Origin of the sequence: Desulfomicrobium escambiense DSM 10707, from assembly GCF_000428825.1 — a bacterium.
Taxonomy (GTDB): Bacteria; Desulfobacterota; Desulfovibrionia; order Desulfovibrionales; family Desulfomicrobiaceae; genus Desulfomicrobium; species Desulfomicrobium escambiense.
In genome coordinates, this window is the sequence record NZ_AUAR01000003.1 from 231,680 (window position 1) to 254,755 (window position 23,076).

Here is a 23,076-nt window from a genome sequence, read left to right on the forward strand (position 1 = left end):
GGGTTGAAAACCCGTCACGGGAATAAGCACGGGAATGGCGGGAAATACCCCTTGCCCTGCGCTTCGGAATCTGGATATAGGCCCCAAACATTATGGGCAAGGACTTAATCATCGTCGAATCACCCGCCAAAATCAAAACCATCAAGAAGTTTTTGGGCAGCGGTTACGAAGTGGAAGCGTCCGTGGGTCACGTACGGGATCTCCCGGCCAAGACCCTCGGCGTGGACGAGGAACACGACTTCACGCCGGAGTATCAGATCATCCCCGGCAAGGCCAAGGTCGTCAGCAAGCTCAAATCCGCAGCCAAGGCAGCCGACACGGTCTACCTGGCCCCGGACCCCGACCGCGAGGGCGAGGCCATCGCCTGGCACGTGGCCGAGATCATCAAAGGCTCCAACACCAATCTCAAGCGCATCCAGTTCAACGAGATCACGGCCAAGGCTGTCAAAGAGGCCCTGGCCCACCCGACCGAACTGCGCAAGCCCCTCTTCGACTCCCAGCAGGCCAGGCGCATCCTGGACCGACTCGTGGGCTACAAGATTTCTCCGCTCCTCTGGAAGAAGGTCAAGCGCGGACTGTCCGCCGGCCGGGTCCAGTCCGTGGCCCTGCGCCTCATCGTGGACCGCGAGCGCGAACGCCAGGCCTTCGTCTCCGAGGAGTACTGGCTCTTCAAGGTCACGCTGGAAGGCGCCACGCCCCCGCCCTTCGAGGCCGACCTGTGGAAGGTCGACGGCGCCAAGCCCGTCATCGGCGACGAAGGCGCGGCCCTGGCCCTGGAGGGACGCATCGCGGGACAGTCGTTCCTGGTGGAGGACGTGGTCGAGAAGGAGCGCCAGCGCCAGCCGCGCCCGCCCTTCATCACCTCCACCCTGCAGCAGGACGCCAGCAACAAGCTCGGCTTCAACGCCAAGCGGACCATGTCCGTGGCCCAGCGCCTCTACGAAGGCGTGGAACTGGGCGAACGCGGTACCACGGCGCTCATCACCTACATGCGTACCGACTCGGTGCGCGTCTCCGACGAGGCCCGCGACGCGGCCCGCGAATGGATCACGGCCAACCTCGGCCCGGATTTCTACCCCAAGACGGCCAGGGTCTACAAAAGCAAGGGCTCGGCCCAGGACGCCCACGAGGCCATCCGTCCCGTGGACCCGTCCCTGACCCCGGACTCCATCAAGAACGCCCTGCCCCCGGAGCAGTACAAGCTCTACCGCCTCATCTGGGAGCGCTTCATGGCCTCGCAGATGGCCTCGGCCCGCTTCTGGGACACGGTCGTGACCGTGGCCAGCGGCCCGGCCCAATGGCGGGCCAAGGGCGAACGCCTCATCTTCCCGGGCTTCCTGCGCGTCTGGCCCCAGGTTGAGGACTCGGCCACGGCGACCCTGCCGGGCCTGGAAAAGGGCCAGGAACTGCGCCTGGACAAGCTGCACAAGGAGCAGAAGTTCACCCAGCCTCCGGCCAGATTCTCCGAAGCTTCCCTTGTTCACAGGCTGGAAGAACTGGGCATCGGCCGCCCGTCCACCTACGCCGCCATCATCTCGACCCTGACCGAACGCGACTATGTGCGGATGGCCGAAAAGCATTTCGAGCCCACGGACCTGGGCGTCATCGTCTGCGACCTGCTGGTGGAGCATTTCGGACAGCTCATGGACGCCGGTTTCACGGCGCGCATGGAAGAGGGCCTGGACCACGTGGCCGAGGGCGACACGGACTGGGTGGAACTGCTGAAGGATTTCGCGAAGGATTTCTACCCCACCCTGGACAAGGCCCGCGAGACCATGGCCCAGGTCAAGGCCGGCATGGACACGGGGCTTTCGTGCCCGCAGTGCGAGGACGGCCGGCTTGTCGTCAAATTCGGCAAGAACGGCACGTTCCTGGGCTGCACCAACTATCCCGCCTGCGCCTTCACCAGCAACTACACGCGCGACGCCGCCGGACAGATCCAGCTGGTCAAGGAGGAGCCCCCCGAGGAACTCGGCCTGTGCCCCAAGTGCAAGACCGGCCGCCTCGTGGTCAAGAAGACCAAGACCGGCGGGCGCTTCGTGGCCTGCTCCAACTACCCGGAATGCCGGCACGCCGAATCCGTCGGCACCGGCGTGGCCTGCCCCCGCGAAGGGTGCGACGGGGAACTGGTGGAAAAGACCAGTCGCCGCGGCAAGCCCTTCTACTCCTGCAGCAAGTACCCTAAATGCGACTACGCGGTCTGGGACTACCCCGTGGCCAAGCCGTGCCCCCTCTGCGGGTCCAAGATCCTCGTGCGCAAGGAGTCCAAGGCCAAGGGCCCCCACCTGGCCTGCCCGAAGAAGGAATGCGGCTACTGGGAGAAGATCGAGCAGCCGGCTTAGCCGCGCAGACAGACCGAATACTTCTTCAAAAAGTCCACCGGGTTGTAGCTCATCTTCGCCTTGCGCAGACCCTCGTCGCCCAGATCCTGTTCCCTGTTGACGACCCGGAACCCCTGGCAGCACCGCTCCAGGAACATCTGGTTGATGGCCTGGTACACCCCCTTGAAATTGGGACACCCCTTTTCGAAGTGGATGACGACGCTCGTCTCGTCCAGTGCCTCGGCGATGGTGTAGGCGATCATCTTGTCGTCGACCACCAGGCCGGCGCCGATGAGGCCGTGCAGGCGCGACCAGTCGTGCATGACCTTGACGATGGCCAGGTTTTCGGCCTCCAGAGTCCGGTCGTTCTCGGTGTTGCGCCACAGGAACCAGTCCGTCTGCAGGGCCAGGGCGCACTCCACGGTCTTCTCGTCCAGCAGCACGAAGCGGGCGTCATAATCGCGCAGGAACTGGTTCAGCAGGTTCTTCTTCTTGTGGAACTTGCGCCCCTTGAGCTCGACGAGTTCGGCCACGTCGTAGAGATAGTCCCAATGGTCGCGGCACTCCTCGACCCGGATGCCGGACATCGTCGTCTCCCAGATGATCTTGAGCTGCTCGGGGATGCGGATGAAGCAGGCGTCGCCGGGCAGGGCCTCGCGCAGCGACACCCAGTCCACGCCCGTCCAATCCCCGACCGGCGCCCAATAAAGGGTCTGGGGAAAGGTCTGCCGGATGAGCACGCACCCTTCGAGGAAAGCCCATTCCAGTCCGTATTCCCGGCCCCATCCCCACAGGTTGACGAAACTGTAGTCAGACGCCTTCTGACCGCACAACGCCAGATGCCGGTTGTATTCTGTCTGCCCCTCCAGGGAGATGGGGCTGAATGTGATGTCCATGAAACCTCGCAGGTCAAGATAGGCAACAATTACGGCCGGTTTGAGACGGATCAAAAATTCAAGAAATCAAAGCTCTTGCAGTCGAGCCAAAAACAATTATACTTTGTGGCCCTTGACTGTCAAAGCGTCAATCACCGTTTTTCTGGATAGGCCATGTCGGAAAACCAGCCCACCTGGAGGCTCAAGACCCCACCGCCCGAGGCGGCCCTGCCCCGGGCCGAGCAGGAGCGGATTGCCCGGCGCCTCGAGGTCAGCCCGTTGCTCGTCCACCTGCTGTCCCTGCGCGGTCTGGCTTCCGAAGGGGACATGGACAAGTTCCTGAGCCCCGGCCTGCGCTATCTGCACCCCCTGGACAGATGGCCCGGCGTCGAGGCGGGCGCGGAACTCATGCGCCAGGCCGTCGAGGAAGGACGCAGGATCGCCGTGTGGGGCGACTACGACGTGGACGGCATCACTGCCACGGCCCTGGTCAAGGATTTCATGGCCGCCCGGGGCGTCGACATCCTGCACTTCATCCCCGACAGGCTCGACTTCGGTTACGGTCTGCACCTGGACGGCATCCGGGATCTGGCCGACAAGGGCGTCGGGCTACTGCTGACCGTGGATTGCGGCATCGCCAGCACGGAAGAGATCCGCGCGGCCAAGGATCTGGGCATGCAGGTCATCGTCACCGACCATCATCTGCCCGGGCAGGAGCTCCCTGGCGCCGACATCATCATCAATCCCAAGCTTGGCGGCTGGCCCTCCCCCAATCTCTCCGGCGTGGGCGTGAGTTTTCTGCTCATGGGCGCCCTGAACCGCATCCTGCCCGGCCCCCAGGTCGACATCCGGGATTTCCTGGACCTTGTCGCTCTCGGCACCGTGGCCGACGTGGTCCCGCTTGACGACCAGAACAGGATCCTGGTCAAGAACGGTCTGCTCCTCATCAAGGAAGGCCGCCGCTTTGGCATCCAGGCCCTCAAGGAAATCAGCGGCCTGACGCCGGAGGAGAGCGTCGGCACCGGGGCCATCGGCTTCGCCCTGGCCCCGCGCATCAATGCCGCCGGGCGCATCGGCGACCCGGACCTGGCCGTGCGCCTGCTTCTGGAGAAAAACCGCGACGAAGCCCGCATCATGGCCGAGCAGCTCGACCGGCTCAACACCAAGCGCAAGGTCGAGGAGCAGCGCATCCTCGAGGAGGCCATCATCCAGGCCGAATCACAGCTCCATCTGCCGGGACTGGTCCTGCACTCGGAGCACTGGCACTCCGGCATCATCGGCATCGTCGCCTCGCGTATCGTGGAGCGCTTCCACCGCCCCTGCCTCATCCTGACCAAGGAAAACGGCATCTTCAAGGGGTCCGGCCGCTCCACGCCGACCTTCGACCTCTACCAGGCCCTGCTGTCCTGCAAGCAGTGCCTCTACAAATTTGGAGGACACCGCCAGGCTGCGGGCCTCAAGCTCGAGCCGTTCCAGCTGGCCAACCTCAAGAATCTCTTCGCCTGGGCCGTGGAGGAGCAGCTCGGGGCGAATCCGGCGCCGCCCATACTGGAGCTGGACGCCGAACTGCCCTTCTCGTTCATCGACCATACCTTTCTCAAGGAGCTGGAGCTGCTGCAGCCCTACGGACAGGGCAATCCGAGACCCATCTTTCTCTCGCCGCCCCTGAACATCCTGCGCCACCGCTTTTTCAGCCAGAAGAAGCATCTGGAACTCCACCTCTCCGACACCACCGACCAAACGAGCATGCGCGCCGTTGCCTGGCGCCAGGGCGAACGCTGGCAGGACACATCACTTGAAGGCCGAAGGGTCAAGATCGCCTACACCCCCCGCCTGTCAAAGTTCAACGGTCTGATGCAGATCGAGCTGTCCGTCCAGGAGATCCTGACCGTCGAGTGAACGCCCTTTCCTTTGGGCCTGAAAACACGTAGAAGACGGAAAAAACGGAGGAATGACCTATGAAAGCCATACGGAATATGGCCATTCTCCTCGTGCTGCTGTGCACGGGATGTGCGGCCGTCGTGGTCGGCGGCGCGGCTGCGGTGGGGACATACACGTATGTCGCAGGCCAGTTGAAAAAAACCTACAACGTGAATCTCGACGGGGCATATCGGGCGTCCATCGCAGGCTGCGAATCCCTGGGACTCCCTGTGCTCGAACGCGAAATGCAGTTGAGCCAGGCGACGGTCAAGACCAGGGACGGAGAGCGCGAGGTGTGGATCAATCTCAAGACGCAGAGTTCGACAACCACCGAGATTTCCATCCGCGTGGGGTACCTGGGAGACGAACAGGCGTCACGGCGCATTCACGACGCCATCGGCGCCAAGCTGTAGCCCGACGGCACCCGCGGCTCGCCGCTACGTCCATGCAAAGCGCATGGCCTTCATGAACGCGGGGCCGAAATCATCCCTTTCCACCAACGACTCCACCCTGACCAACGGGGGCAACCCGGCGAGCCACCGCCGGGTTCCCTCATCGCGCAAGGCCAGCATGGTCCCCGCCAACGACGTGTTGCCGGCCATCGTGACCCGATCTTTCCACACCTCCGGCAGAAAGCCCAGGGCGACCAGATCCTCGGTCTGCGAGTGCTCCCCGAGGGCGCCGGCCAGATAGACCGCCGCCACGTCCCCCTCGGCCAAGCCCGCAAGCCCGATCAAAGTCCTGAGACCGACGTTGACCCCGGCCTTGGCCTTCAAAAACTCCTCGACATCCCGTTCCGCCAGGAAAACATCTCCATCCAGCTCGAAGATCCTGCCCAAGGGATGTGCGCACAGTCGTGTCCCGACCTTGCGCGCCAGGGGCATGGATCCCGCCCGGAAATGCCCGTCCGTGCCGACAAGCCCCAGCCGGAGCAGCAGAGCCAACAGCGACATGTAACCCGTCCCGGAGATGCCCGTCATGTTCCACGTGTCCCATCGCAGACCGGCCGGTGTCAGCTCGGCCCTGCTCAGGACGCCCTCCCCGGCGGCGGCGCCGCAGCACAGCCCGACGCCCTCAATGGCCGGCCCCATGGGCACGCTGCACGCGAAATACCGTCGTTCATCCACGGCGAGGACGAATTCCCCGTTTGTCCCGAGATCGGAGAGGATATAGGGGTAGCGGGGGCGTTGCGCGGTAATGCAGGCCAGGCCGGCGCTGACGTCGGCCCCGATGAACGGCCCCAGCAGGGGCGGAATGTACGCCGGCGGCAAGCCCGGACCGAGATCGACGACCTCGCCGCCCCGCCATGGCAGGCTGTACGGCGCGTAGGCCAGGCCAGTCAGGGGGACGTCGAGCAGGAGGGAGACCATGGCGCTGTTCGCGGAAAGGGCCATGGCCGTAGCGCCGCTTGCACCAGCCACATCCCGCAGCACCCGCAGTACGGATTCCCGGAGATGACTGCGGCCGGCCGGGGACGAAAGAGCGTAGCGCAGCCTGGACATGATTTCGCTGCCAACGGCCATCTGCGGATTGAACACCGCATATTCGCGGCCATGCTCATCGCCTCGCCGGAGAGCCCATTTGATGCGCGTGGTCCCGACATCGATCGCCACCCCGTCGGCACGGCCAAACTTCGGCATGGCCGGCGGCGGGCCGGGATCCTCTATCCGGCAGGAAACTGTCGCCTCATGCCGGCAGGACAGGCGCCATCCGGCAGCCACCTCGTCCGCCCCAAGGCGCAGAAAGTCCTCGGGACACGGCGGCGGCGCAGACGTCAAAAAGCGGATTCTGCATTTGCCGCACAGCCCGCTTCCACCACACACGAGTCGGCCACGGCCGACGCCGGCCTCGAACAACGCGTTCAGGAAGGAACGGCCCGGCGCGACGCTAATGGATTCAACTTCGCCGGAATGCTGTCGTATTTCAATCGTCAGCACAGGACAAGGCGCCTGCCGTCGCTTCTCTGTCGCTCGACGCCACCGATGATCGCGGCCATTTCGCCCTGCGCCGTAAGCCATGCGCGCACCTCGTCGACCAGTTCCTCTGGCACGGCCAGCACCATACCGCCCGAGGTCTGCGCGTCGAACATGAGGTCCACCGTGATCGGGTCAAGCCCAGGAAGCTGCATGACGGTCTTGTCACAATAATGCCTGTTGGCATGGCTGCCGACCGGCAAGAGGCCGATTCCGGCCAGTTCCGCCGCGCGTCCCATGATGGGCACGGCACCGGTTTGCAGACGGACGGTACATCCCGAGGCCGTGGCCATCTCAAGCAGGTGCCCGCCCAGCCCGAACCCGGTTACGTCCGTTGCCGCGCGCAGACCGAATGCGGCGATCGCCGCCCCCGCGGTCCGGTTCAACCGCGCCGCCCACGTGAAGAGCTCCTCTTCGTCGGCTTCCGCACCGTCCCAGCCGGCCTTGATGGCCGTCGCCAGGACTCCCGAACCGATGGGCTTCGTCAGGATCAGGGTATCGCCGGGACGCAGCCCGGCATTGGTCGCGTACCGCTCCGGGTCGATGATCCCGGACACCGAGAGGCCGTATTTGAGTTCCTTGTCCTGGACGCTGTGCCCACCGACGAGCATCGCGCCCGCCTCGCGGATCTTGACCAGGCCGCCGCGCAGAATCTCGCGTAGCACCGAAATTTCCATCGACGACGACGGGAAGCACACAATGTTCATGACCGCATAGGCTTCCCCCCCCATGGCGTAGACATCCGACAGGGAGTTGGCCGCGGCGATCTGACCGAACCGGAATGGATCGTTGACGATGGGCGTGAAGAAATCGAGAGTCTGGACCAAGGCCTTGCCGGAAGGGAAAAGGACGACGGCCGCGTCCTCGCTGTTGCCCAGCCCAGTAAGGATTCGGTCGTCCGGACTCACGTCGAGCCCGCTAAGCGCCTGCTCCAGGTCCCCTGGAGAGAGCTTGGAGGCTCAACCGGCGGCAGTGACTGTCTGTACAAGAGGCGTCTTGTTCACGACTGTGTCCTCACCTGATTTTCAGCGTTGTTTTTGAGATATTCTATCAGCTTCAGGGCTGCCGGGAAGAGGGAACGCTTCGTGTTGAACACGACGTAAAACGAGCGTTCCATCTGCAGACCGGGCAAATCCAAGGCGACCAGGCGCCCTGTTCGCAATTCGGGGCCAACGGTGATCGCGGAGGTTATTGCAGCGCCCATCCCGGCCGAGAGACAGCGCGCCATGGCGCCGGCATTGCGGACCATCATGACGGTGCGCAGCGAATTCACGTCGATGGAGAAGCCGGCCAGACTCGCCGCCATTGCCATCCGCGTGCCGGAGCCCTCCTCGCGCATGACCCACGGCAGGCTGCGCAGCAACTCCTCAGGGGGGAGATGCGCGGTGCGATCTCTCAGGGCTGGTGTCATGACAAGCACGAGGGAGTCCGTGGCGATAGGCTCGAAATGGAGGTCGGGAGACTCGAAATGGCCGCCGACCACCCCGAGCATCAACGCGTTGTCGCGAACCCGGCTGACGATGTCTTCGGAGTCTGCGATGTGCAGGTCCATGATGACCTCTGGGTAGGTCTGCCAGAATCCGGCCAGAAGAGGCGGCAGGATGTAATTGGCCGGAATGGTGCTTCCGCCGAGGTCGAGCTTGCCGGTGATGCGATCCTGCAGCTTCCGGATTTCGGAAATGGCAAGTTCAGATGCTTCGAATATGCGCTTGGCATGCTGATAGAGCACGTCTCCGGCCTTGGTTGGCACCACGGTCCGGCCGATGCGGTCGAAAAGCTGCACTTCGAGTTCCTGCTCAAGCGATGCGACATGCGCGCTGATGGTCGGCTGGGAAAGATACAGCTCCTTCCCGGCCCGAGAAAAACTCCGGTTTTCGTACACCTTGGAAAACGCTTCAATCTTCCGTATATCCATAATGAGCAATCCTTGGCATAGATAAAAACGATAGATATAGTTAAAAAATAAGGCAGCCGTGCTGCCTTATTTTTGCTCAACTATTCTTCGCTCTTCCCAGTTTCCTCAGCAGGTGCGGATTCGGCCAGTCGCGTGAATTCGATCATGGCCATGGGTGCACTGTCACCGACGCGCGGGATGCCGAACTTGACGACACGCGTGTAACCGCCGGGGATTTCCTTGAAGCGCGGGCCGATCTCATTGAAGAGCTTCTGCACGCTGTGATGGCTGCCCAGTATCGCATAGGCTTGACGACGGGCGTGCAGGCTATCCACGAGAGCCATGGTGACCAGCTTGTCGGCCAGGATGCGCAGTTCCTTGGCCTTGGCTTCCGTGGTCCGGATGCGCTCGTGCTCGACCAGGGAACGGGCCATATTCTTCATCAGGGCCTTGCGGTGTTCCCACGTGCGCCCCAGTTTTCGACCAGAGTTTCTATGCCTCATCTTCTTCGTTCCTCTTTAACCAATCCTGGTACAATTCATCGAAATTATCGACTCTGATGCCAAAATCCAGGCCCATGCTCTCCAGCACCCGGCGGATGTCCTCAAGGGACTTGCGGCCGAAGTTCTTGGTCTTGAGCAGGTCGGCCTCGGTCTTCTGAACCAGTTCACCGACGATATGGATGCCAGCGCTCTTGAGGCAGTTGCTTGCCCGCACGGGCAACTCCAGATCCTCGATATTCTTGAACAAGTTCTCGTTGACCTTGTCCTGAGGCTTGGTCTTGGCCTTCTCGATGTCGGCCGACCCTTCGTCAAAATTGATGAAGACGGTCAGCTGTTCCTTCAGAATCTTGGCGCTGTAGGCAAGTGCGTCGTCAGGCGTGATGGAGCCGTCCGTCCACACTTCCATGATCAGCTTGTCGTAGTTGGTCATCTGACCGACACGCGCCTGCTCCACGGCATACGCTACCTTGCGGATGGGGGAGAAGCTCGAGTCAAGAGTGATCACGCCGATTTCGTTGTCCAGATCCTCATGCATTTCGGCAGGCACGTATCCCTTCCCCATGCGAATCTCCAGATCCATGACGAGGTCGATGTCCTCGGACAGGGTGGCGATGTGCAGTTCGGGGTTGAGGATTTTGATGTGCTGGTTCTCTACAATGGCCGAGGCCTTGACCTCGCCCTTTGCGTTGGCGATGAGCTGAACCCGCTGGGGTTCAGGGGTGTTCATGGCCACGCGCAACTGCTTGAGGTTAAGGACGATGTCCGTGACATCTTCATTCACGCCCGGGATGGTCGTGAATTCGTGCTGAATGCCCTGAATCTTGACCGATACGGGCGCAGCGCCCTGCAAGGAGGACAGGAGCACCCGACGCAATGCGTTTCCGATGGTGGTCCCGAACCCCCGTTCAAGGGGTTCGCAGACGAACCGCCCGTACATGGCGTCGCTCTTCGAATCCTTTTCCAGCTGTTCGGGCCTGACAAGCTCTGCCCAATTCCGGACGTAAACCTTTTTGTCTCCGCTATACGTAGAACTCATGTTTACCGCCTGCTATTTGGAGTAGAGTTCAACAATCAACTGCTCCGTCATCGGGAAAGTGATATCTTCTCTGGTCGGGAAAGCCTTGACGGATCCCTTCAGGGCAGGAGCATCGATCTCGAGCCATGCAGGCACGCCACGACGGGCGACAACTTCCAAAGCTTCGTTAATGACGAGATTCTTCTTGGTGCGATCGCGCACTTCAAGAACGTCACCCGGCTTCATCTGAATCGACGGCACGCTGACGCGACGACCGTTCAGAAGGAAAATCCCATGACGAACCATCTGACGGGCCTGGCTGCGCGAATTGGCGAAACCGAGCTTGTACGCGACGTTGTCGATGCGCGTTTCAAGCAGGGTCAGCAGATTCGTACCGGTGACGCCCTTGCGGCGTTCGGCTTCCTCGAAATAACGGCGGAACTGGCCCTCGAGAATGCCGTACATCTTTCTCACCTTCTGCTTCTCGCGCAGCTGGAGAGCGTAATCACTGGGTTTCTTGCGTGCTTTGCCGTGATCGCCGGGCGCATAGGCGCGACGCTCGAAAGCACACTTGTCCGTGTAACATCTATCGCCTTTCAGAAAAAGCTTTCCGCCTTCTCTACGGCAAATCCTGCATTTTGGGCCTGTATATCTAGCCAAGGTAAAACCCCCTATACTCTACGACGTTTGGGCGGACGACAACCATTGTGCGGAATCGGCGTGACGTCGCGGATAAAGGCGACGCGCAGGCCGACGGCGTTGATGGCGCGCATGGCGGACTCACGTCCGGAACCGGGTCCCTTCACGAGAATGCCGACGGTGCGCATGCCGCAGTCCATGGCTTTGCGGGCAGCGGTCTCCGCTGCTTTCTGAGCCGCGAAGGGGGTGTTCTTGCGGGACCCCTTAAACCCGGATGCACCGGAACTCGCCCAGCTGATGACGTTCCCTGTGGGATCGGTGAACGTGATGATCGTATTATTGAACGTGCTGTTCACATGAGCGATACCCGTGGGGATATTTCTCTTTTCCTTTTTCTTGATGACTCTCTGAGGTCTTGCCATGTGTCTGTCTCCACCCAGTTACTTTTTCTTCTTACCAACAATGGCTCTGCGTGGACCCTTGCGTGTGCGCGCGTTGGTATGCGTGCGCTGTCCGCGACAAGGCAAGCCGCGTCGATGTCTCAGTCCTCTGTAGCAACCAATGTCCATGAGGCGCTTGATGTTGGCAACGACTTCGCGACGCAGATCACCCTCGACCTTGTAATTGGCCTCAAGTTCTTTGCGCAGGATGTTGACGTCGTCCGCAGTGAGGTCATCACTGTTCTTGGTCCAATCAATGCCCGTAGAATCAAGGATTTTGAGAGCTGTAGCCCGGCCGATCCCGTAAATATATGTCAATGCAATATCGAGCCTTTTATTTCTCGGCAAATCTACACCAACTAATCTTGCCACAATATCCCCCTATCCTTAACCCTGTCTTTGTTTATGCCGCGTATTGTCGCAGATCACACGAAGCACGCCTTTGCGCTTGATGATCTTGCATTTGGGACAAATCTTGCGAACTGAAGGTCTAACTTTCATTGAATCCCCCGAAGCTTTTCAATTGGATCCCAGTCGGCTTACAGCTGGCTGAGAATGATTGGTCCGTCCTTGGTAATCGCCACAGAATGTTCAAAATGAGCTGACAGGCTTCTATCTTTGGTTACAGCGGTCCACCCGTCGGAGAGGATTTCGACCTGGTCGGACCCCATGGCAACCATTGGCTCAATGGCGAGCACCATACCCGGCTTCAAAGGCAGTCTCGAGCTGTCCCGCGGCACGAAATTGGGGATTTCCGGCTTCTCATGAAGCATCCGGCCAATTCCATGCCCTACGAAACGCTTGACTACGGAGTACCCTTGAGCTTCGACACATTCCTGTACAGCCCGTGAAATATCGTAAAGGTCGTTTCCTGGCTTGGCCCGGGCAATCCCTCTATACAGGGAGTCCCGGGTGACTTCCAGCAAACGGGCCGCGCCCTCACTGATATTTCCTACAGGAAAGGTCCTTGCGGTATCACCGTAAAAACCCTGAAACTTCACACCAAAATCTATGGACAGAATGTCTCCGTCCCGCAAAGGCGTCTTGGTGGGAAAACCGTGCACGACCACTTCGTTGAGCGAGCAGCAGAGCGCGTACGGAAAACCAAGATACCCCTTGAACGCCGGAACAACCCCGTAGTGAGCACAGAGGTCGTTCGCCTTTTCCTCAAGGTCCCAGGATGAAACTCCGGGAGCCACCATCTGCCCGAGTGCATCGAGAATAAGAGCACCGATGCGGTTGGCTTCCCGGAGTAGAGCTATCTCCTGATCATTTTTCAGGAAGATGCCTCTATGCTTTTTCAACCCTGTCTGCCCTTGATCTTTGCCTTGGCCAGCAGGCCGTCATAACGCCCCGAAATGAGATGGGACTGGACCTGGGCCATGGTGTCCATGGCTACGCCCACGACAATGAGTAGCGACGTGCCGCCATAATAGAAGGGCACATTGAACTGCTTCATGAGCACCATGGGCAAAACGCAGACGGTGGAGATATACAAAGCGCCCCACAAAGTCAAACGCGTCAGAACCTTGTCGATATACTCGTTCGTCTTGAAACCAGGACGGATGCCTGGAACGAAAGCCCCTTGTTTCTTGAGGTTTTCGGAGATTTCCTTGGGATCGAAGACGATGGCGGTATAGAAGAAGCAAAAAAAGACGATGAAGCCGACAAAACAAATGTTGTAGAGCAACGAATCGGGCCGGAAATAATCGGACATGCGATTCAGGAACTCGACATGGGAGAAGTTAGCGATCGTCGCAGGAAACATCAGAATCGAAGAGGCAAAGATCGGCGGAATGACACCGGCGGTATTGATTCGCAGAGGAAGGTGACTCGTCTGCCCACCGTACATTTTCCGCCCGACCATCCGTTTTGCGTAATGGATGGGGATTCTGCGCTGCGCACGCTCCATGAACGTAATGCCCACGAGCACTCCGGCCATGACGACCAGAACGAGCAGCACGGTGAACAGGGATACGTCGCCCGCGGTAAACAGGCGGAACGACTTTCCGATCCCGCTGGGCAGACCTGCGATGATGCCAGCGCAGATGATGAGGCTGATGCCGTTGCCGATCCCTTTTTCCGTGATCTTCTCGCCGAGCCACATAATGAATATCGTCCCGGCCGTAAGGGTCAGGACGGTGATCAGACGGAATCCCCAGCCGGGCATATACACGATGGCAGCCCCGGTGGGGCTGGTCATGCTTTCGACGCCGACGGCGATTCCAAGACCCTGGATGACGGAAATGAGAACGGTTCCGTATCTGGTGTACTGAGTGATCTTCTTCCGTCCGGCAGCTCCCTCCTCCTTGCTCAGTCTCTTGAGTTCGGGACTGACAACGGTCAGGAGCTGCAGGATGATGGAAGCGGAGATGTACGGCATGATGCCCAAGGCGAAAATGGACAGATTCTTGAGACCGCCGCCCGAGAACATGTCAAAGAGACCGAAGAGCGTGTTCTGGGCGTTGGCAAAGAAGTCCGCCAGGGCGTTACCGTCAACACCGGGTATCGGCAGATGCACACCGACACGGTATACGGCCAGAAGAAGAAAAGTCCAGATGAACTTGCTTTTCAGCTCCGACGTGCCAGTGTTTGCGCCTTTGGATATACTCACAATAGTTATCCTTCGATGGAGATTGCTTCACCACCAGCGGCAGTGATCTTCTCGACGGCCTGCTTGCTGAACTTGTGTGCAGTGATCTTCAGCACCTTGCCGGCCTCACCGTCGCCGAGGATCTTGACGGGCATGTTGCGATCGACGAGACCGGCAGCATACAGATCCTCGATGGTCACTTCGCTCTTGTCGGCGAAAGCGGCGTACACGGTAGACAGGTTCAGGCCCTGGTACACGACACGGAAGGGATTCTTGAACCCACGCTTGGGCAATCGGCGATAAAGGCGCATCTGGCCGCCTTCAAACCACGGAGCCACGCCGCCGCCGGCGCGGGCGTTCTGACCCTTATGGCCCTTGCCGGAGGTTCCGCCCTGGCCGGACGCGGTGCCGCGGCCAATTCTCTTCACCTTGGCGCGTTCCTCGGGAAACGGATAGAGTTCGTGCAGGTTCATTATTGAATAACCTCGACAAGATGCTTGACTTTATTGATCATCCCGCGAACGCATTCGTTATCGGGAAGCGTACGGACCTGGTTGAGCTTGGTGAAACCGAGAGCCTTCACGGTGCGCTTCTGAGCGGGATTCTGCGTGATCAGGCTCTTTGTCAGTTTAATCGTGATCATAACTGCACCTATTTTCTCTTGATGGTGAGGGACTTGCCCCTCATCCGTCCGACGTGTTCGGCGCTACGAAGCGAGCGCAATCCGGCAAACGTGGCGCGAAGAACATTGTGCGGATTGTTCGTGCCAATGGCCTTGGTCAGGATGTCATGGACGCCGACGGCCTCCATGACAGCACGAACCGGTCCGCCGGCGATGATGCCGGTACCTGCGGACGCGGGCTTGAGGAGCACGTGCCCGGCGCCGAAGTTCCCAACGATCTCGTAGGGAATGGTGCCATCCAGAAGTTCGACCTTCTGCATGCTTTTCCTGGCCCGGTCGGTAGCTTTCTTGATGGCGTCCGGCACCTGGTTGGCCTTACCCAGGCCGAATCCGACGGTACCCTTGCCATCGCCTACGACGACCAGAGCGCTGAAACTGAATCGGCGGCCACCCTTAACAACTTTGGCGACGCGATTGAGATAGACTATTTTCTCAATGAGTTCAAATTCGTTCTGTTGCATGGATGTCCTCTATTAAAAATTTAAGCCGCCTTCTCTGGCTCCATCGGCAACGGCCTTGATCCGGCCATGGTACACGAAGCCGTTGCGATCAAAGACCACGGAAGTGATGCTCTTCTTGATCGCCTCTTCGGCAACTTTCTTTCCCACCAACTTCGCGTTCTCGACAGTCAGGCGAGTGTTGTCGCCTTCCAGGCTCAGCGTGGAAGCAGAAGCCAGGGTCGCGCCGGCAAGATCGTCGATGATCTGGGCGTAAATGTGCTTGTTAGACCGGTAAACAACAAGACGCGGACGGTCGGGCGAGCCGTTGACCTTTTTGCGAATCCGGGTCTTGCGGTTCTTACGGGCTTCTTCACGTGATAATTTCATGGCGTATCCTATTTCTTGCCGCCGGATTTGCCGGCCTTGCGACGGATAGTCTCATCAGAGTACTTAATGCCCTTGCCCTTGTACGGTTCCGGCGGACGCACACGACGGATCTGAGCGGCCACTTCGCCGACAACCTGCTTGTCGCACCCGGAAATGGTGATCTTGGTGTTGTCCACCTTGGCCTGTACGCCGGCGGGGAGCACGAAGTTGACCGGATGCGAAAAGCCGACATTAAGAACGACCGTGTTACCCTGGACGTTGACCTTGTAGCCGACACCAATGACGTCGAGAGTCTTCTCGAAGCCTTTGGTCACGCCGGTGACGGCGTTGGCCAGCAAGGTTCTCCGCAGCCCGTGCTGCTGACGGGCGATGCGGGTATCTTCCGCAGGGGTCACGAAAATCGTATTGTTTTCGACCTTAACTTCAATGGCGGGGTGCGTGGCCAGGGAAAGAGCGCCCTTGGGCCCCTTCACTTCGATCACGCCCTCCGCGATTTTGAAATCAACACCGCTGGGGATGCTGATGGGCTGTTTTCCTACACGAGACATAGCGATCTCCTACCAAATCTCACAAAGAAGTTCGCCGCCAACGCCGATTTCGGCAGCCTTTTTGCCTTCAAGGATGCCCTTGGAGGTCGACAAGATGCAGATGCCGAGGCCATTCTGGACAGAAGGAATCGACTTAGCACCGACATAAATTCGGCGGCCGGGCTTGCTGATTCTCTTCAGACCAGCGACGACGGGCTTGTTCTCGTGGTATTTCAGATCGACCAGGAGAGCTTCGTTCTCCTTGGCATACCCGTTGATATAGCCTTCTTCGTTCAATATTTTAAGCAGCGCCTCGCGGGTGCGACTGGGCGGAACGGAGACACTGGAATGCATCGCCTTGTATGCATTACGAATTCGAGTCAACAAATCTGCGATAGGATCTATGACAGACATGAGCGTACCTCATTTACCAACTAGATTTTCTTACGCCTGGCAATTCACCGGCAAGGGCCATATTCCTGAAGCAGATTCTGCAAATGCCAAACTTGCGCATAAAGGCCCTGGGACGGCCGCAAATAGGACACCTGTTGTACTGGCGTGTGGAAAATTTGGGCTTCCGCTGCGCCTTGACCATGAGTGATGTGCGAGTCAAGTTACACTCCTCCTTACTTCTTGAAGGGCATTCCAAGAAGCTTCAACAGCGTCTTGCCTTCTTTGTCAGTCTGGGCAGTAGTTACGACTGTAATATTCATACCCACAGGCTTCTCGATCTTGTCCATTTCAATTTCCGGAAAGATCGTATGTTCCTTGATGCCCAGGGTATAATTTCCACGTCCGTCAAAGCCTCTGTCCGGAACACCGCGGAAGTCGCGGACTCGGGGAAGGGCGATGACAATGAGCTTTTCGAGGAAAGCCCACATTGCGTCTCCGCGAAGCGATACACGGCAGCCTACAGGCATTCCCTCGCGCAGTTTGAAAGCGGCGATGGACTTCTTTGCCCGCGTTACAACAGCCCGCTGACCAGCAATCAGAGACAAATCGCGTACAGAATCCTGAATGATTTTGTTATTCTGGCTACCCTCACCAAGTCCCATGTTCAATGAGACGCACTTGATCGAAGGAATCTGCATTACAGACTTGTAATTGAATTCCTTCGCGAGTTCGGGAGCGACTTTATCTTTGTAGATCGTTTCGAAACTACTCATTGCTGCACCTTAGCTGATCGTTTCATTGCATTTTTTGCAATAACGAACTTTCTTGTTATCGTCGGTAATCTTGTAGCCGAGGCGAGTCGGCTTGGAGCAGGCGTTGCAAATCACCTGAACATTGGAAATATCCAGGGGCATTTCCTTCTCGACAATCCCACCCGGCTGGTTGTTGTAGGGATTGGGCTTGGTGTGCTTCTTCACCATGTTAGCCTTCTCGACAATAACCTGCTTCTTGCTGCGCAGAATCTTGACAACCTTACCGATCTTGCCCTTGTCTTTTCCGGCAAGAATAATGACGTTGTCATCTTTGTGAATTTTCCAAACCTTGGTAGACATAACTTACAACACCTCGGGGGCTAAAGATACGATCTTCATAAAGTTCTTCGCCCGCAATTCACGCGCAACAGGTCCAAAAATACGAGTACCCATAGGCTCAAGGTTCTTATTCAGCAGCACTGCCGAATTGTTGTCGAAGCGGATGAAGGTTCCGTCGGGGCGTCCGATCTCCTTTGTTGTTCTGACAACTACTGCCTGGAGAACATCGCCCTTCTTGACCTTGCCATGAGGGATGGCTTCTTTGACGGAGACCATGATAATGTCGCCGACACGAGCATAGCGCCTCTTGCTACCGCCTAGCACCTTGATGCAGGCAACCTTTTTGGCTCCGGAATTGTCTGCGACATCCAAAGTCGTCTGCATTTGAATCATTTTGCAATCCCCTACAAAGCTCTTTCAATGATTTTGACCAGATGCCAATTCTTCCGCGCGCTCAAGGGGCGGTGTTCGACGATCTGAACCTTATCCCCAATGTGACATTCATTGTTGGGGTCATGAGCCATGAATTTCTTTCTGCGGCGGATATATTTTTTAAGAACAGGATGTTTGACCAGAGTCTCGACACGGACGACTATAGTCTTGTCGTTCTTATCGCTCACTACGAAGCCAACAAGAGTTCTCTTGTTTGATGTCTTTCCGCTGTTACTCATCACCTGTCTCCATGTCCTTCGCTTTCATAATCGTCAAAATCCGAGCAATGGATTTCTTAACAAGCGGTATTCTCTGACTATTTTCAAGCTGCGCCGTCGCGTGCTGAAAACGAAGATTCATCAATTCCTTGCGAAATTCACCAAGCTTTTCCTGGAGTTTCACAGAATCCAATTCACGTAACTGTTGAGCATTCATCCTGTCTTACTCCTTTTCGACTATGAGAGTCTTGATAGGCAGCTTGTAGGCAGCTCTTTGCAATGCTTCTTTGGCCAGCTCAACATCCACGCCTTTAATTTCGTAAATAATGCGACCTCTCTGCACAGGAGCGCACCAGCCTACCGGAGAACCTTTACCTTTACCCTGACGTACTTCCAGGGGCTTGGCAGTGATCGTCTTGTCGGGGAAGATTCGAATGAAGACCTTACCGCCTCTCTTGATATGTCGCATCATAGCGATACGAGCGGCTTCGATCTGCTGGCTCGTGATCTTTCCACACTCCATAGCCTTCAAACCGATATCACCAAAAGCAACCGTGGTCGCACGCTGCGCTAAGCCGCGAATACGACCCTTCTGCTGCTTCCGAAATTTGACTTTCTTGGGACTCAGCATCAGTTATCCACCTCGCTCAGGATCTCTCCCTTGAACACCCACACCTTGATGCCAATGACGCCGTAGGTGGTCTTGGCCAACGCTACGCCGTAATCGATGTCGGCACGAAGGGTGTGCAAAGGCACCCGGCCTTCTCTCGCCCACTCGGTGCGAGCGATTTCCGCACCACCCAGACGACCGCCACACTGCACCTTGATGCCCTGGGCGCCGAACTTCTGGGCCATGCCCAAAGTTTTCTTGATGGCGCGGCGGAAAGCCACGCGGCGCTCAAGCTGCTGGGCAATGGACTCGGCGACGAGCTGGGCGTCGGTTTCGGGGCGGCGGATTTCATTGACTTCGATCACGAACTCGCGACCGAACTTACCTTTCAGTTCAGCCCGCAGCTTTTCAATTTCGACGCCTTTCCGTCCGATAACAATACCGGGGCGCGCAGTGAAAAGAATCAAACGAACCTTGTCGGCAGCTCTTTCGATTTCGATCTTCGCAATGCCGGCGTGAAAGAGCTTTTCCTTCACGTATTTCCGAAGCTTGCTGTCCTCGAAAACATACTCGGCATACTTCTTGTCGCTGAACCAACGGGACTTCCAGTTTTTGTTGTACCCTAAACGGAATCCGTAAGGATGAACTTTATGACCCAAAGCACTGCCCTCCTAGAGTTCATCGACAACCACAGTAATGTGGCTGGTGCGCTTGATAATTCTGTAAGCCCGGCCCATCGCTCGCGACTGTATGCGTTTCCAGCTCGGGCCGCCGTCGATGCGAACTTCCTTTACATAGAGGTTGTCGACGTTCAGCTTGTAGTTGTGCTCGGCATCGGCAATCGCAGTCGTCAGGACCTTCTCGATCAGACGGGCAGCTTTCTTCGGGGTGAATTTCAGGACATTCAACGCATCCTCGACAGGCTTGCCGGTCACGTTACGTGCGACCAACCTGGCTTTCTGCGGAGAAACGCGTATAAACTTGGCAACCGATCTTGCTTCCATGTGAAACTTCCTGCCTATTTCTTCTTCTTATCAGCAGCGTGGCCAAAATATGTCCGGGTGGGTGCGAATTCACCAAGTTTGTGTCCGACCATATTTTCGGACACAAACACCGGGATAAACTTCTTACCGTTATGCACAGCAAAGGTAAGACCGACCATCTCGGGAATAATCGTGGACCGGCGGGACCAGGTCTTGATCACCTGACGGCTTCTTTCAGCGTTGGACTTCTCCACCTTAGCGATAAGATGGCCGTCCACAAAGGGGCCTTTTTTCAGAGACCTTGGCATATCAACTCCTACTTAGTTCCGCGGCGTTTGACGATAAGCTTGGAAGAACTCTTCTTGGGCGAACGGGTCTTGTAACCCTTCGTGGGCTTGCCCCAAGGAGTCACGGGGTGACGTCCGCCGGAGCTTCTGCCCTCGCCGCCGCCAAGCGGATGATCGACCGGGTTCATGGCCACGCCACGAACCTTGGGACGCTTTCCAAGCCATCTGTTGCGGCCGGCCTTGCCGATGGACACGTTCTCGTGTTCGATATTGCCGACCTGTCCGACAGTGGCCGAGTTCACGGCCAGCACCTTGCGGACTTCACCGGACGGCAGTCTCAAGAGGACATACTTGTCTTCCTTGGCGATGACCTGAGCGTAGGAACCGGCGGAACGGACAAGCTGTCCGCCGCGACCCGGGTAGAGTTCCACGTTGTGCACGAGGGTACCCAGGGGAATCCTGGCCAGAGGCAGGGCGTTGCCGGGCTTGATGTCAGCCTTTTCGCCGGCCAGGATCTGGTCGCCGACATTGATGCCGACAGGACAGATGATGTAACGCTTCTCGCCGTCGGCGTAATGCAGCAGGGCGATGCGAGCGCTTCTGTTCGGATCGTATTCGATGGTGGCAACCTTGGCGGGAATGTCCAACTTGTTGCGCTTGAAATCGATCAAGCGATACAGTGACTTGTTTCCACCGCCGCGACGACGCATGGTCACGCGGCCAAAATGGTTGCGACCGCTCTTCTTGGTCAAACCCTTGGTCAGGGACTTCTCAGGGGTCGTACGGGTGATCTCATCATACGTGAGCACCGTCATCGACCGGCGTCCGGCAGATGTGGGTTTAAGCTTGCGAATTGCCATGGTTATACCCCTTCAAAGAAATCGATCTTTTCGCCGGCAGCGAGAGAGACGTAAGCTTTCTTGTAACCGCTGAGCTTGCCGACCGCGCGACCGAACTTCTTTTTGGTCCGCGGACGGTAGTTAACGATGTTCACCGCAGTGACCTTCACGTTGAAGACATCTTCAACGGCCCGCTGAACGTCGATCTTGTTCGCGGCAGTATGCACATAAAAAGCAACCTGATTGCCAAGCTCCTTGAGGCCCGTGGATTTCTCCGAGATCAGCGGCCTGAGTAATACTTGCGTGCTTTCCATTATTTCAACCTCTCCTGCAACACGGCGACAGCGCCCTGGTCCAGGACCATCTGAGGATACTTGAGGATTTCGTAGACGTTGACCGATTGCGGATCCAACACGAGAATGCCAGGAACGTTCCTGGCCGAAAGAGCAAGGTTGGTATCTTTTTCGGCAACAACAATCAAGGCTTTTTTCAGACCCAAGGTATTCTTGCAGACCACGAAGTTCTTGGTCTTGATGTCGTCGAAGCGGAGCTGGTCGACAACGAGCAGGCTGTCGGTCGTGAACCTGGAGGACAGCGCCATCTTCAGGGCCAGCTTGCGGACCTGCTTGTTGATCTTGAAGCCGTAACCCCGAGCCTGCGGTCCGTGCACGATGGCACCGCTGCGCCACAGGGGGGAGCGGCTGGATCCGGCGCGGGCACGGCCAGTGCCCTTCTGGCGCCAAGGCTTCTTGCCGCCGCCGCTGACCAGGCCGCGGGTCTTCACGCCGACGGTGCCGGCGCGGAGCTTGGCCAAGTGGGAGCGCACGGCGAGGTGCAGCAATTCAGGCTTGACCTCGACCTGGAAGACATCGTCAGCCAGGGAAATCTCGCCGACTTCCTTCCTGTTCTGATCATATACTTTCGCGTTTGCCATTATCTTCACCCCTATTTCATCTTGCTGAGGACAACGATCCCCTGCTTGGGTCCCGGGACCTGGCCGCGAACCAACACGACATTGTCCTCAGGGCGGACGTCGACAATCTCGATGTTGAGCATGGTCGCCGTCTTGTTTCCGAGCTGACCCGGAAGCTTCTTGCCCTTGAATACCTTGCTCGGCCAGGCGCACTGGCCAATAGAACCGGGCTTTCTGTGAACCTGCTCATGTCCGTGCGTGGCCGGAGCGCCGGCGAAGTTCCAACGGCGGATGACGCCCGCGAAGCCGCGACCCTTGGAGGTGCCAGTCACGCGAACCTTTTCGCCGGGGGTGAACATTTCGACAGTCAGTTTCTGTCCGATTTCATATTCATCGACGTTACCGAGACGGATTTCCTTCAGCATTTTGTAAAAGCCACAATTTGCCTTCTGCTGATGGCCCTGCTCAGGTTTGTTCAGACGATGCGCAGCAACTTCTTCGAAACCTACCTGCAAAGCAGCGTAGCCGTCTTTTTCACTGACCTTTTTGTCAATAACAGGACAAGGACCGGCTTGGATGACCGTGACAGGAATGACGTTGCCGTCAGCTCCGTAAATCCTGGTCATACCGATCTTGCGCCCAACAATTCCCAAAGTCTGTTTCATGATAGCCTCTCGTTATCCCTACAGCTTGATTTCTACATCAACGCCAGCGGGAAGATTCAGCTTGCCCAGCGCATCAACTGTCTGTTGGGTGGGTTCAAGAATGTCTAAAAGGCGCTTGTGCACACGCATTTCAAACTGTTCACGAGATTTCTTGTCCACATGCACAGACTTCTGAATGGTCTGCTTATGGATGCGAGTCGGCAACGGAATCGGGCCGGCAATGGAAGCGCCGGTGTTACGTGCGGAGTCAACGATCTCGGCAACAGCCTTGTCCAAAATGCGGTAGTCGTACGCTCTCAACTTAATGCGAATTTTATCACTGTTCATGATGGCTTTGCCCCATTACTCCTGAATTTCGGAAACAACGCCGGCACCGACGGTACGGCCGCCTTCACGGATGGCGAAGCGCAGGCCCTTTTCCATGGCGATCGGGTTG

General features: G+C 57.9%; 37 protein-coding genes. 3 read left to right on the forward strand and 34 right to left on the reverse strand.

What is annotated here, in order from left to right; genetic code table 11:
• The first annotated feature begins 92 nt into the window (after positions 1–92).
• Positions 93–2,342: a type I DNA topoisomerase gene (gene topA, locus G394_RS0104305; RefSeq protein WP_028576602.1), complete on the forward strand. Its 2,250-nt coding sequence runs from the start codon at positions 93–95 to the stop codon at positions 2,340–2,342.
• On the opposite strand, the gene G394_RS0104310 is transcribed toward topA, so the two are convergent.
• Positions 2,339–3,217 carry a DUF2156 domain-containing protein gene (locus tag G394_RS0104310; protein ID WP_028576603.1) on the reverse strand — a complete coding sequence of 293 codons (879 nt, stop codon included), beginning with the start codon at positions 3,215–3,217 and terminating at the stop codon, positions 2,339–2,341. The two genes, topA and G394_RS0104310, sit on opposite strands and share 4 nt — an antisense overlap.
• A 153-nt stretch (positions 3,218–3,370) precedes the next feature.
• Here G394_RS0104310 and recJ point away from each other — a divergent pair, with 153 nt between their 5' ends.
• A complete protein-coding gene (gene recJ / locus G394_RS0104315; RefSeq protein ID WP_028576604.1) occupies positions 3,371–5,095 on the forward strand; it encodes a single-stranded-DNA-specific exonuclease RecJ in 1,725 nt (574 codons plus the stop codon).
• Positions 5,096–5,154: 59 nt separating this feature from the next.
• A complete protein-coding gene (locus G394_RS0104320; protein WP_028576605.1) occupies positions 5,155–5,529 on the forward strand; it encodes a DUF3568 family protein in 375 nt (124 codons plus the stop codon).
• Between the two features lie 24 nt (positions 5,530–5,553).
• On the opposite strand, the gene G394_RS0104325 is transcribed toward G394_RS0104320, so the two are convergent.
• The 33 genes from G394_RS0104325 to G394_RS20620 form a co-directional block, all read right to left on the reverse strand.
• A complete protein-coding gene (locus tag G394_RS0104325) occupies positions 5,554–7,134 on the reverse strand; it encodes an ASKHA domain-containing protein (RefSeq protein WP_084435305.1) in 1,581 nt (526 codons plus the stop codon).
• On the reverse strand, positions 7,047–8,093 hold the full coding sequence (selD, locus tag G394_RS0104330; protein ID WP_084435307.1) for a selenide, water dikinase SelD: 1,047 nt from the start codon (positions 8,091–8,093) through the stop codon (positions 7,047–7,049). Before selD ends, G394_RS0104325 begins: the two co-directional genes overlap by 88 nt.
• On the reverse strand, positions 8,090–9,004 hold the full coding sequence (locus tag G394_RS0104335) for a selenium metabolism-associated LysR family transcriptional regulator (RefSeq protein ID WP_028576608.1): 915 nt from the start codon (positions 9,002–9,004) through the stop codon (positions 8,090–8,092). Before G394_RS0104335 ends, selD begins: the two co-directional genes overlap by 4 nt.
• Before the next feature lie 80 nt (positions 9,005–9,084).
• Positions 9,085–9,486, reverse strand: coding sequence for a 50S ribosomal protein L17 (rplQ, locus tag G394_RS0104340; protein ID WP_028576609.1), 402 nt, complete (start codon positions 9,484–9,486; stop codon positions 9,085–9,087).
• The gene (locus tag G394_RS0104345) at positions 9,476–10,522 is read right to left on the reverse strand and encodes a DNA-directed RNA polymerase subunit alpha (protein WP_028576610.1); all 1,047 of its coding nucleotides are present in this window, start codon (positions 10,520–10,522) and stop codon (positions 9,476–9,478) included. Before G394_RS0104345 ends, rplQ begins: the two co-directional genes overlap by 11 nt.
• Before the next feature lie 12 nt (positions 10,523–10,534).
• Positions 10,535–11,161, reverse strand: coding sequence for a 30S ribosomal protein S4 (gene rpsD, locus G394_RS0104350; RefSeq protein ID WP_028576611.1), 627 nt, complete (start codon positions 11,159–11,161; stop codon positions 10,535–10,537).
• An 11-nt stretch (positions 11,162–11,172) separates the two neighbouring features.
• Positions 11,173–11,562 (reverse strand): 30S ribosomal protein S11, encoded by a 390-nt coding sequence (rpsK, locus tag G394_RS0104355; protein ID WP_028576612.1) that lies wholly within the window; start codon positions 11,560–11,562, stop codon positions 11,173–11,175.
• A gap of 18 nt (positions 11,563–11,580) precedes the next feature.
• The gene (rpsM, locus tag G394_RS0104360) at positions 11,581–11,952 is read right to left on the reverse strand and encodes a 30S ribosomal protein S13 (RefSeq protein WP_028576613.1); all 372 of its coding nucleotides are present in this window, start codon (positions 11,950–11,952) and stop codon (positions 11,581–11,583) included.
• Between the two features lie 15 nt (positions 11,953–11,967).
• Positions 11,968–12,081 (reverse strand): 50S ribosomal protein L36, encoded by a 114-nt coding sequence (gene rpmJ, locus G394_RS20605; protein WP_084435309.1) that lies wholly within the window; start codon positions 12,079–12,081, stop codon positions 11,968–11,970.
• A gap of 38 nt (positions 12,082–12,119) precedes the next feature.
• The gene (map, locus tag G394_RS0104365; RefSeq protein ID WP_028576614.1) at positions 12,120–12,884 is read right to left on the reverse strand and encodes a type I methionyl aminopeptidase; all 765 of its coding nucleotides are present in this window, start codon (positions 12,882–12,884) and stop codon (positions 12,120–12,122) included.
• Positions 12,881–14,194 (reverse strand): preprotein translocase subunit SecY, encoded by a 1,314-nt coding sequence (gene secY, locus G394_RS0104370; RefSeq protein WP_051306939.1) that lies wholly within the window; start codon positions 14,192–14,194, stop codon positions 12,881–12,883. The genes map and secY overlap by 4 nt, the downstream gene beginning before the upstream one ends.
• A 5-nt stretch (positions 14,195–14,199) precedes the next feature.
• Positions 14,200–14,646: a 50S ribosomal protein L15 gene (gene rplO / locus G394_RS0104375; protein WP_028576616.1), complete on the reverse strand. Its 447-nt coding sequence runs from the start codon at positions 14,644–14,646 to the stop codon at positions 14,200–14,202.
• Positions 14,646–14,816 (reverse strand): 50S ribosomal protein L30, encoded by a 171-nt coding sequence (gene rpmD / locus G394_RS0104380; protein ID WP_028576617.1) that lies wholly within the window; start codon positions 14,814–14,816, stop codon positions 14,646–14,648. Before rpmD ends, rplO begins: the two co-directional genes overlap by 1 nt.
• 8 nt (positions 14,817–14,824) lie before the next feature.
• Positions 14,825–15,316, reverse strand: a complete 492-nt coding sequence (gene rpsE / locus G394_RS21070) for a 30S ribosomal protein S5 (RefSeq protein ID WP_028576618.1) — start codon at positions 15,314–15,316, stop codon at positions 14,825–14,827.
• A 12-nt stretch (positions 15,317–15,328) separates the two neighbouring features.
• The gene (rplR, locus tag G394_RS21075) at positions 15,329–15,682 is read right to left on the reverse strand and encodes a 50S ribosomal protein L18 (protein WP_028576619.1); all 354 of its coding nucleotides are present in this window, start codon (positions 15,680–15,682) and stop codon (positions 15,329–15,331) included.
• Between the two features lie 8 nt (positions 15,683–15,690).
• On the reverse strand, positions 15,691–16,230 hold the full coding sequence (rplF, locus tag G394_RS0104395) for a 50S ribosomal protein L6 (RefSeq protein ID WP_028576620.1): 540 nt from the start codon (positions 16,228–16,230) through the stop codon (positions 15,691–15,693).
• Between the two features lie 9 nt (positions 16,231–16,239).
• Positions 16,240–16,623: a 30S ribosomal protein S8 gene (gene rpsH / locus G394_RS0104400; RefSeq protein WP_028576621.1), complete on the reverse strand. Its 384-nt coding sequence runs from the start codon at positions 16,621–16,623 to the stop codon at positions 16,240–16,242.
• Between the two features lie 13 nt (positions 16,624–16,636).
• On the reverse strand, positions 16,637–16,822 hold the full coding sequence (locus tag G394_RS20615) for a type Z 30S ribosomal protein S14 (protein ID WP_015774926.1): 186 nt from the start codon (positions 16,820–16,822) through the stop codon (positions 16,637–16,639).
• 13 nt (positions 16,823–16,835) lie between these two features.
• On the reverse strand, positions 16,836–17,375 hold the full coding sequence (rplE, locus tag G394_RS0104405) for a 50S ribosomal protein L5 (protein WP_028576622.1): 540 nt from the start codon (positions 17,373–17,375) through the stop codon (positions 16,836–16,838).
• Positions 17,376–17,384: 9 nt separating this feature from the next.
• Positions 17,385–17,714: a 50S ribosomal protein L24 gene (gene rplX / locus G394_RS0104410; protein WP_028576623.1), complete on the reverse strand. Its 330-nt coding sequence runs from the start codon at positions 17,712–17,714 to the stop codon at positions 17,385–17,387.
• A 3-nt stretch (positions 17,715–17,717) separates the two neighbouring features.
• On the reverse strand, positions 17,718–18,086 hold the full coding sequence (gene rplN / locus G394_RS0104415; protein ID WP_028576624.1) for a 50S ribosomal protein L14: 369 nt from the start codon (positions 18,084–18,086) through the stop codon (positions 17,718–17,720).
• An 11-nt stretch (positions 18,087–18,097) separates the two neighbouring features.
• The gene (gene rpsQ / locus G394_RS0104420) at positions 18,098–18,364 is read right to left on the reverse strand and encodes a 30S ribosomal protein S17 (protein ID WP_028576625.1); all 267 of its coding nucleotides are present in this window, start codon (positions 18,362–18,364) and stop codon (positions 18,098–18,100) included.
• The gene (gene rpmC / locus G394_RS0104425) at positions 18,357–18,560 is read right to left on the reverse strand and encodes a 50S ribosomal protein L29 (protein WP_028576626.1); all 204 of its coding nucleotides are present in this window, start codon (positions 18,558–18,560) and stop codon (positions 18,357–18,359) included. Before rpmC ends, rpsQ begins: the two co-directional genes overlap by 8 nt.
• A gap of 6 nt (positions 18,561–18,566) precedes the next feature.
• On the reverse strand, positions 18,567–18,974 hold the full coding sequence (gene rplP, locus G394_RS0104430) for a 50S ribosomal protein L16 (RefSeq protein WP_028576627.1): 408 nt from the start codon (positions 18,972–18,974) through the stop codon (positions 18,567–18,569).
• Entirely contained in the window at positions 18,974–19,612 is a 639-nt protein-coding gene (gene rpsC / locus G394_RS0104435; RefSeq protein WP_028576628.1) for a 30S ribosomal protein S3, read from the reverse strand. Before rpsC ends, rplP begins: the two co-directional genes overlap by 1 nt.
• Before the next feature lie 12 nt (positions 19,613–19,624).
• A complete protein-coding gene (gene rplV / locus G394_RS0104440; protein WP_028576629.1) occupies positions 19,625–19,957 on the reverse strand; it encodes a 50S ribosomal protein L22 in 333 nt (110 codons plus the stop codon).
• 14 nt (positions 19,958–19,971) lie between these two features.
• Positions 19,972–20,244, reverse strand: coding sequence for a 30S ribosomal protein S19 (gene rpsS, locus G394_RS0104445; RefSeq protein ID WP_028576630.1), 273 nt, complete (start codon positions 20,242–20,244; stop codon positions 19,972–19,974).
• Positions 20,245–20,252: 8 nt separating this feature from the next.
• On the reverse strand, positions 20,253–21,083 hold the full coding sequence (gene rplB / locus G394_RS0104450; RefSeq protein WP_028576631.1) for a 50S ribosomal protein L2: 831 nt from the start codon (positions 21,081–21,083) through the stop codon (positions 20,253–20,255).
• Positions 21,084–21,085: 2 nt separating this feature from the next.
• Positions 21,086–21,376 (reverse strand): 50S ribosomal protein L23, encoded by a 291-nt coding sequence (rplW, locus tag G394_RS0104455; protein ID WP_028576632.1) that lies wholly within the window; start codon positions 21,374–21,376, stop codon positions 21,086–21,088.
• Positions 21,376–21,996: a 50S ribosomal protein L4 gene (gene rplD, locus G394_RS0104460; protein ID WP_028576633.1), complete on the reverse strand. Its 621-nt coding sequence runs from the start codon at positions 21,994–21,996 to the stop codon at positions 21,376–21,378. Before rplD ends, rplW begins: the two co-directional genes overlap by 1 nt.
• Before the next feature lie 11 nt (positions 21,997–22,007).
• Positions 22,008–22,640 (reverse strand): 50S ribosomal protein L3, encoded by a 633-nt coding sequence (rplC, locus tag G394_RS0104465; RefSeq protein WP_028576634.1) that lies wholly within the window; start codon positions 22,638–22,640, stop codon positions 22,008–22,010.
• Between the two features lie 18 nt (positions 22,641–22,658).
• Positions 22,659–22,967: a 30S ribosomal protein S10 gene (rpsJ, locus tag G394_RS0104470; protein ID WP_028576635.1), complete on the reverse strand. Its 309-nt coding sequence runs from the start codon at positions 22,965–22,967 to the stop codon at positions 22,659–22,661.
• A gap of 15 nt (positions 22,968–22,982) precedes the next feature.
• On the reverse strand, positions 22,983–23,076 hold a 94-nt coding region (locus G394_RS20620; RefSeq protein ID WP_483782840.1), incomplete at its 5' end, for an EF-Tu C-terminal domain-related protein.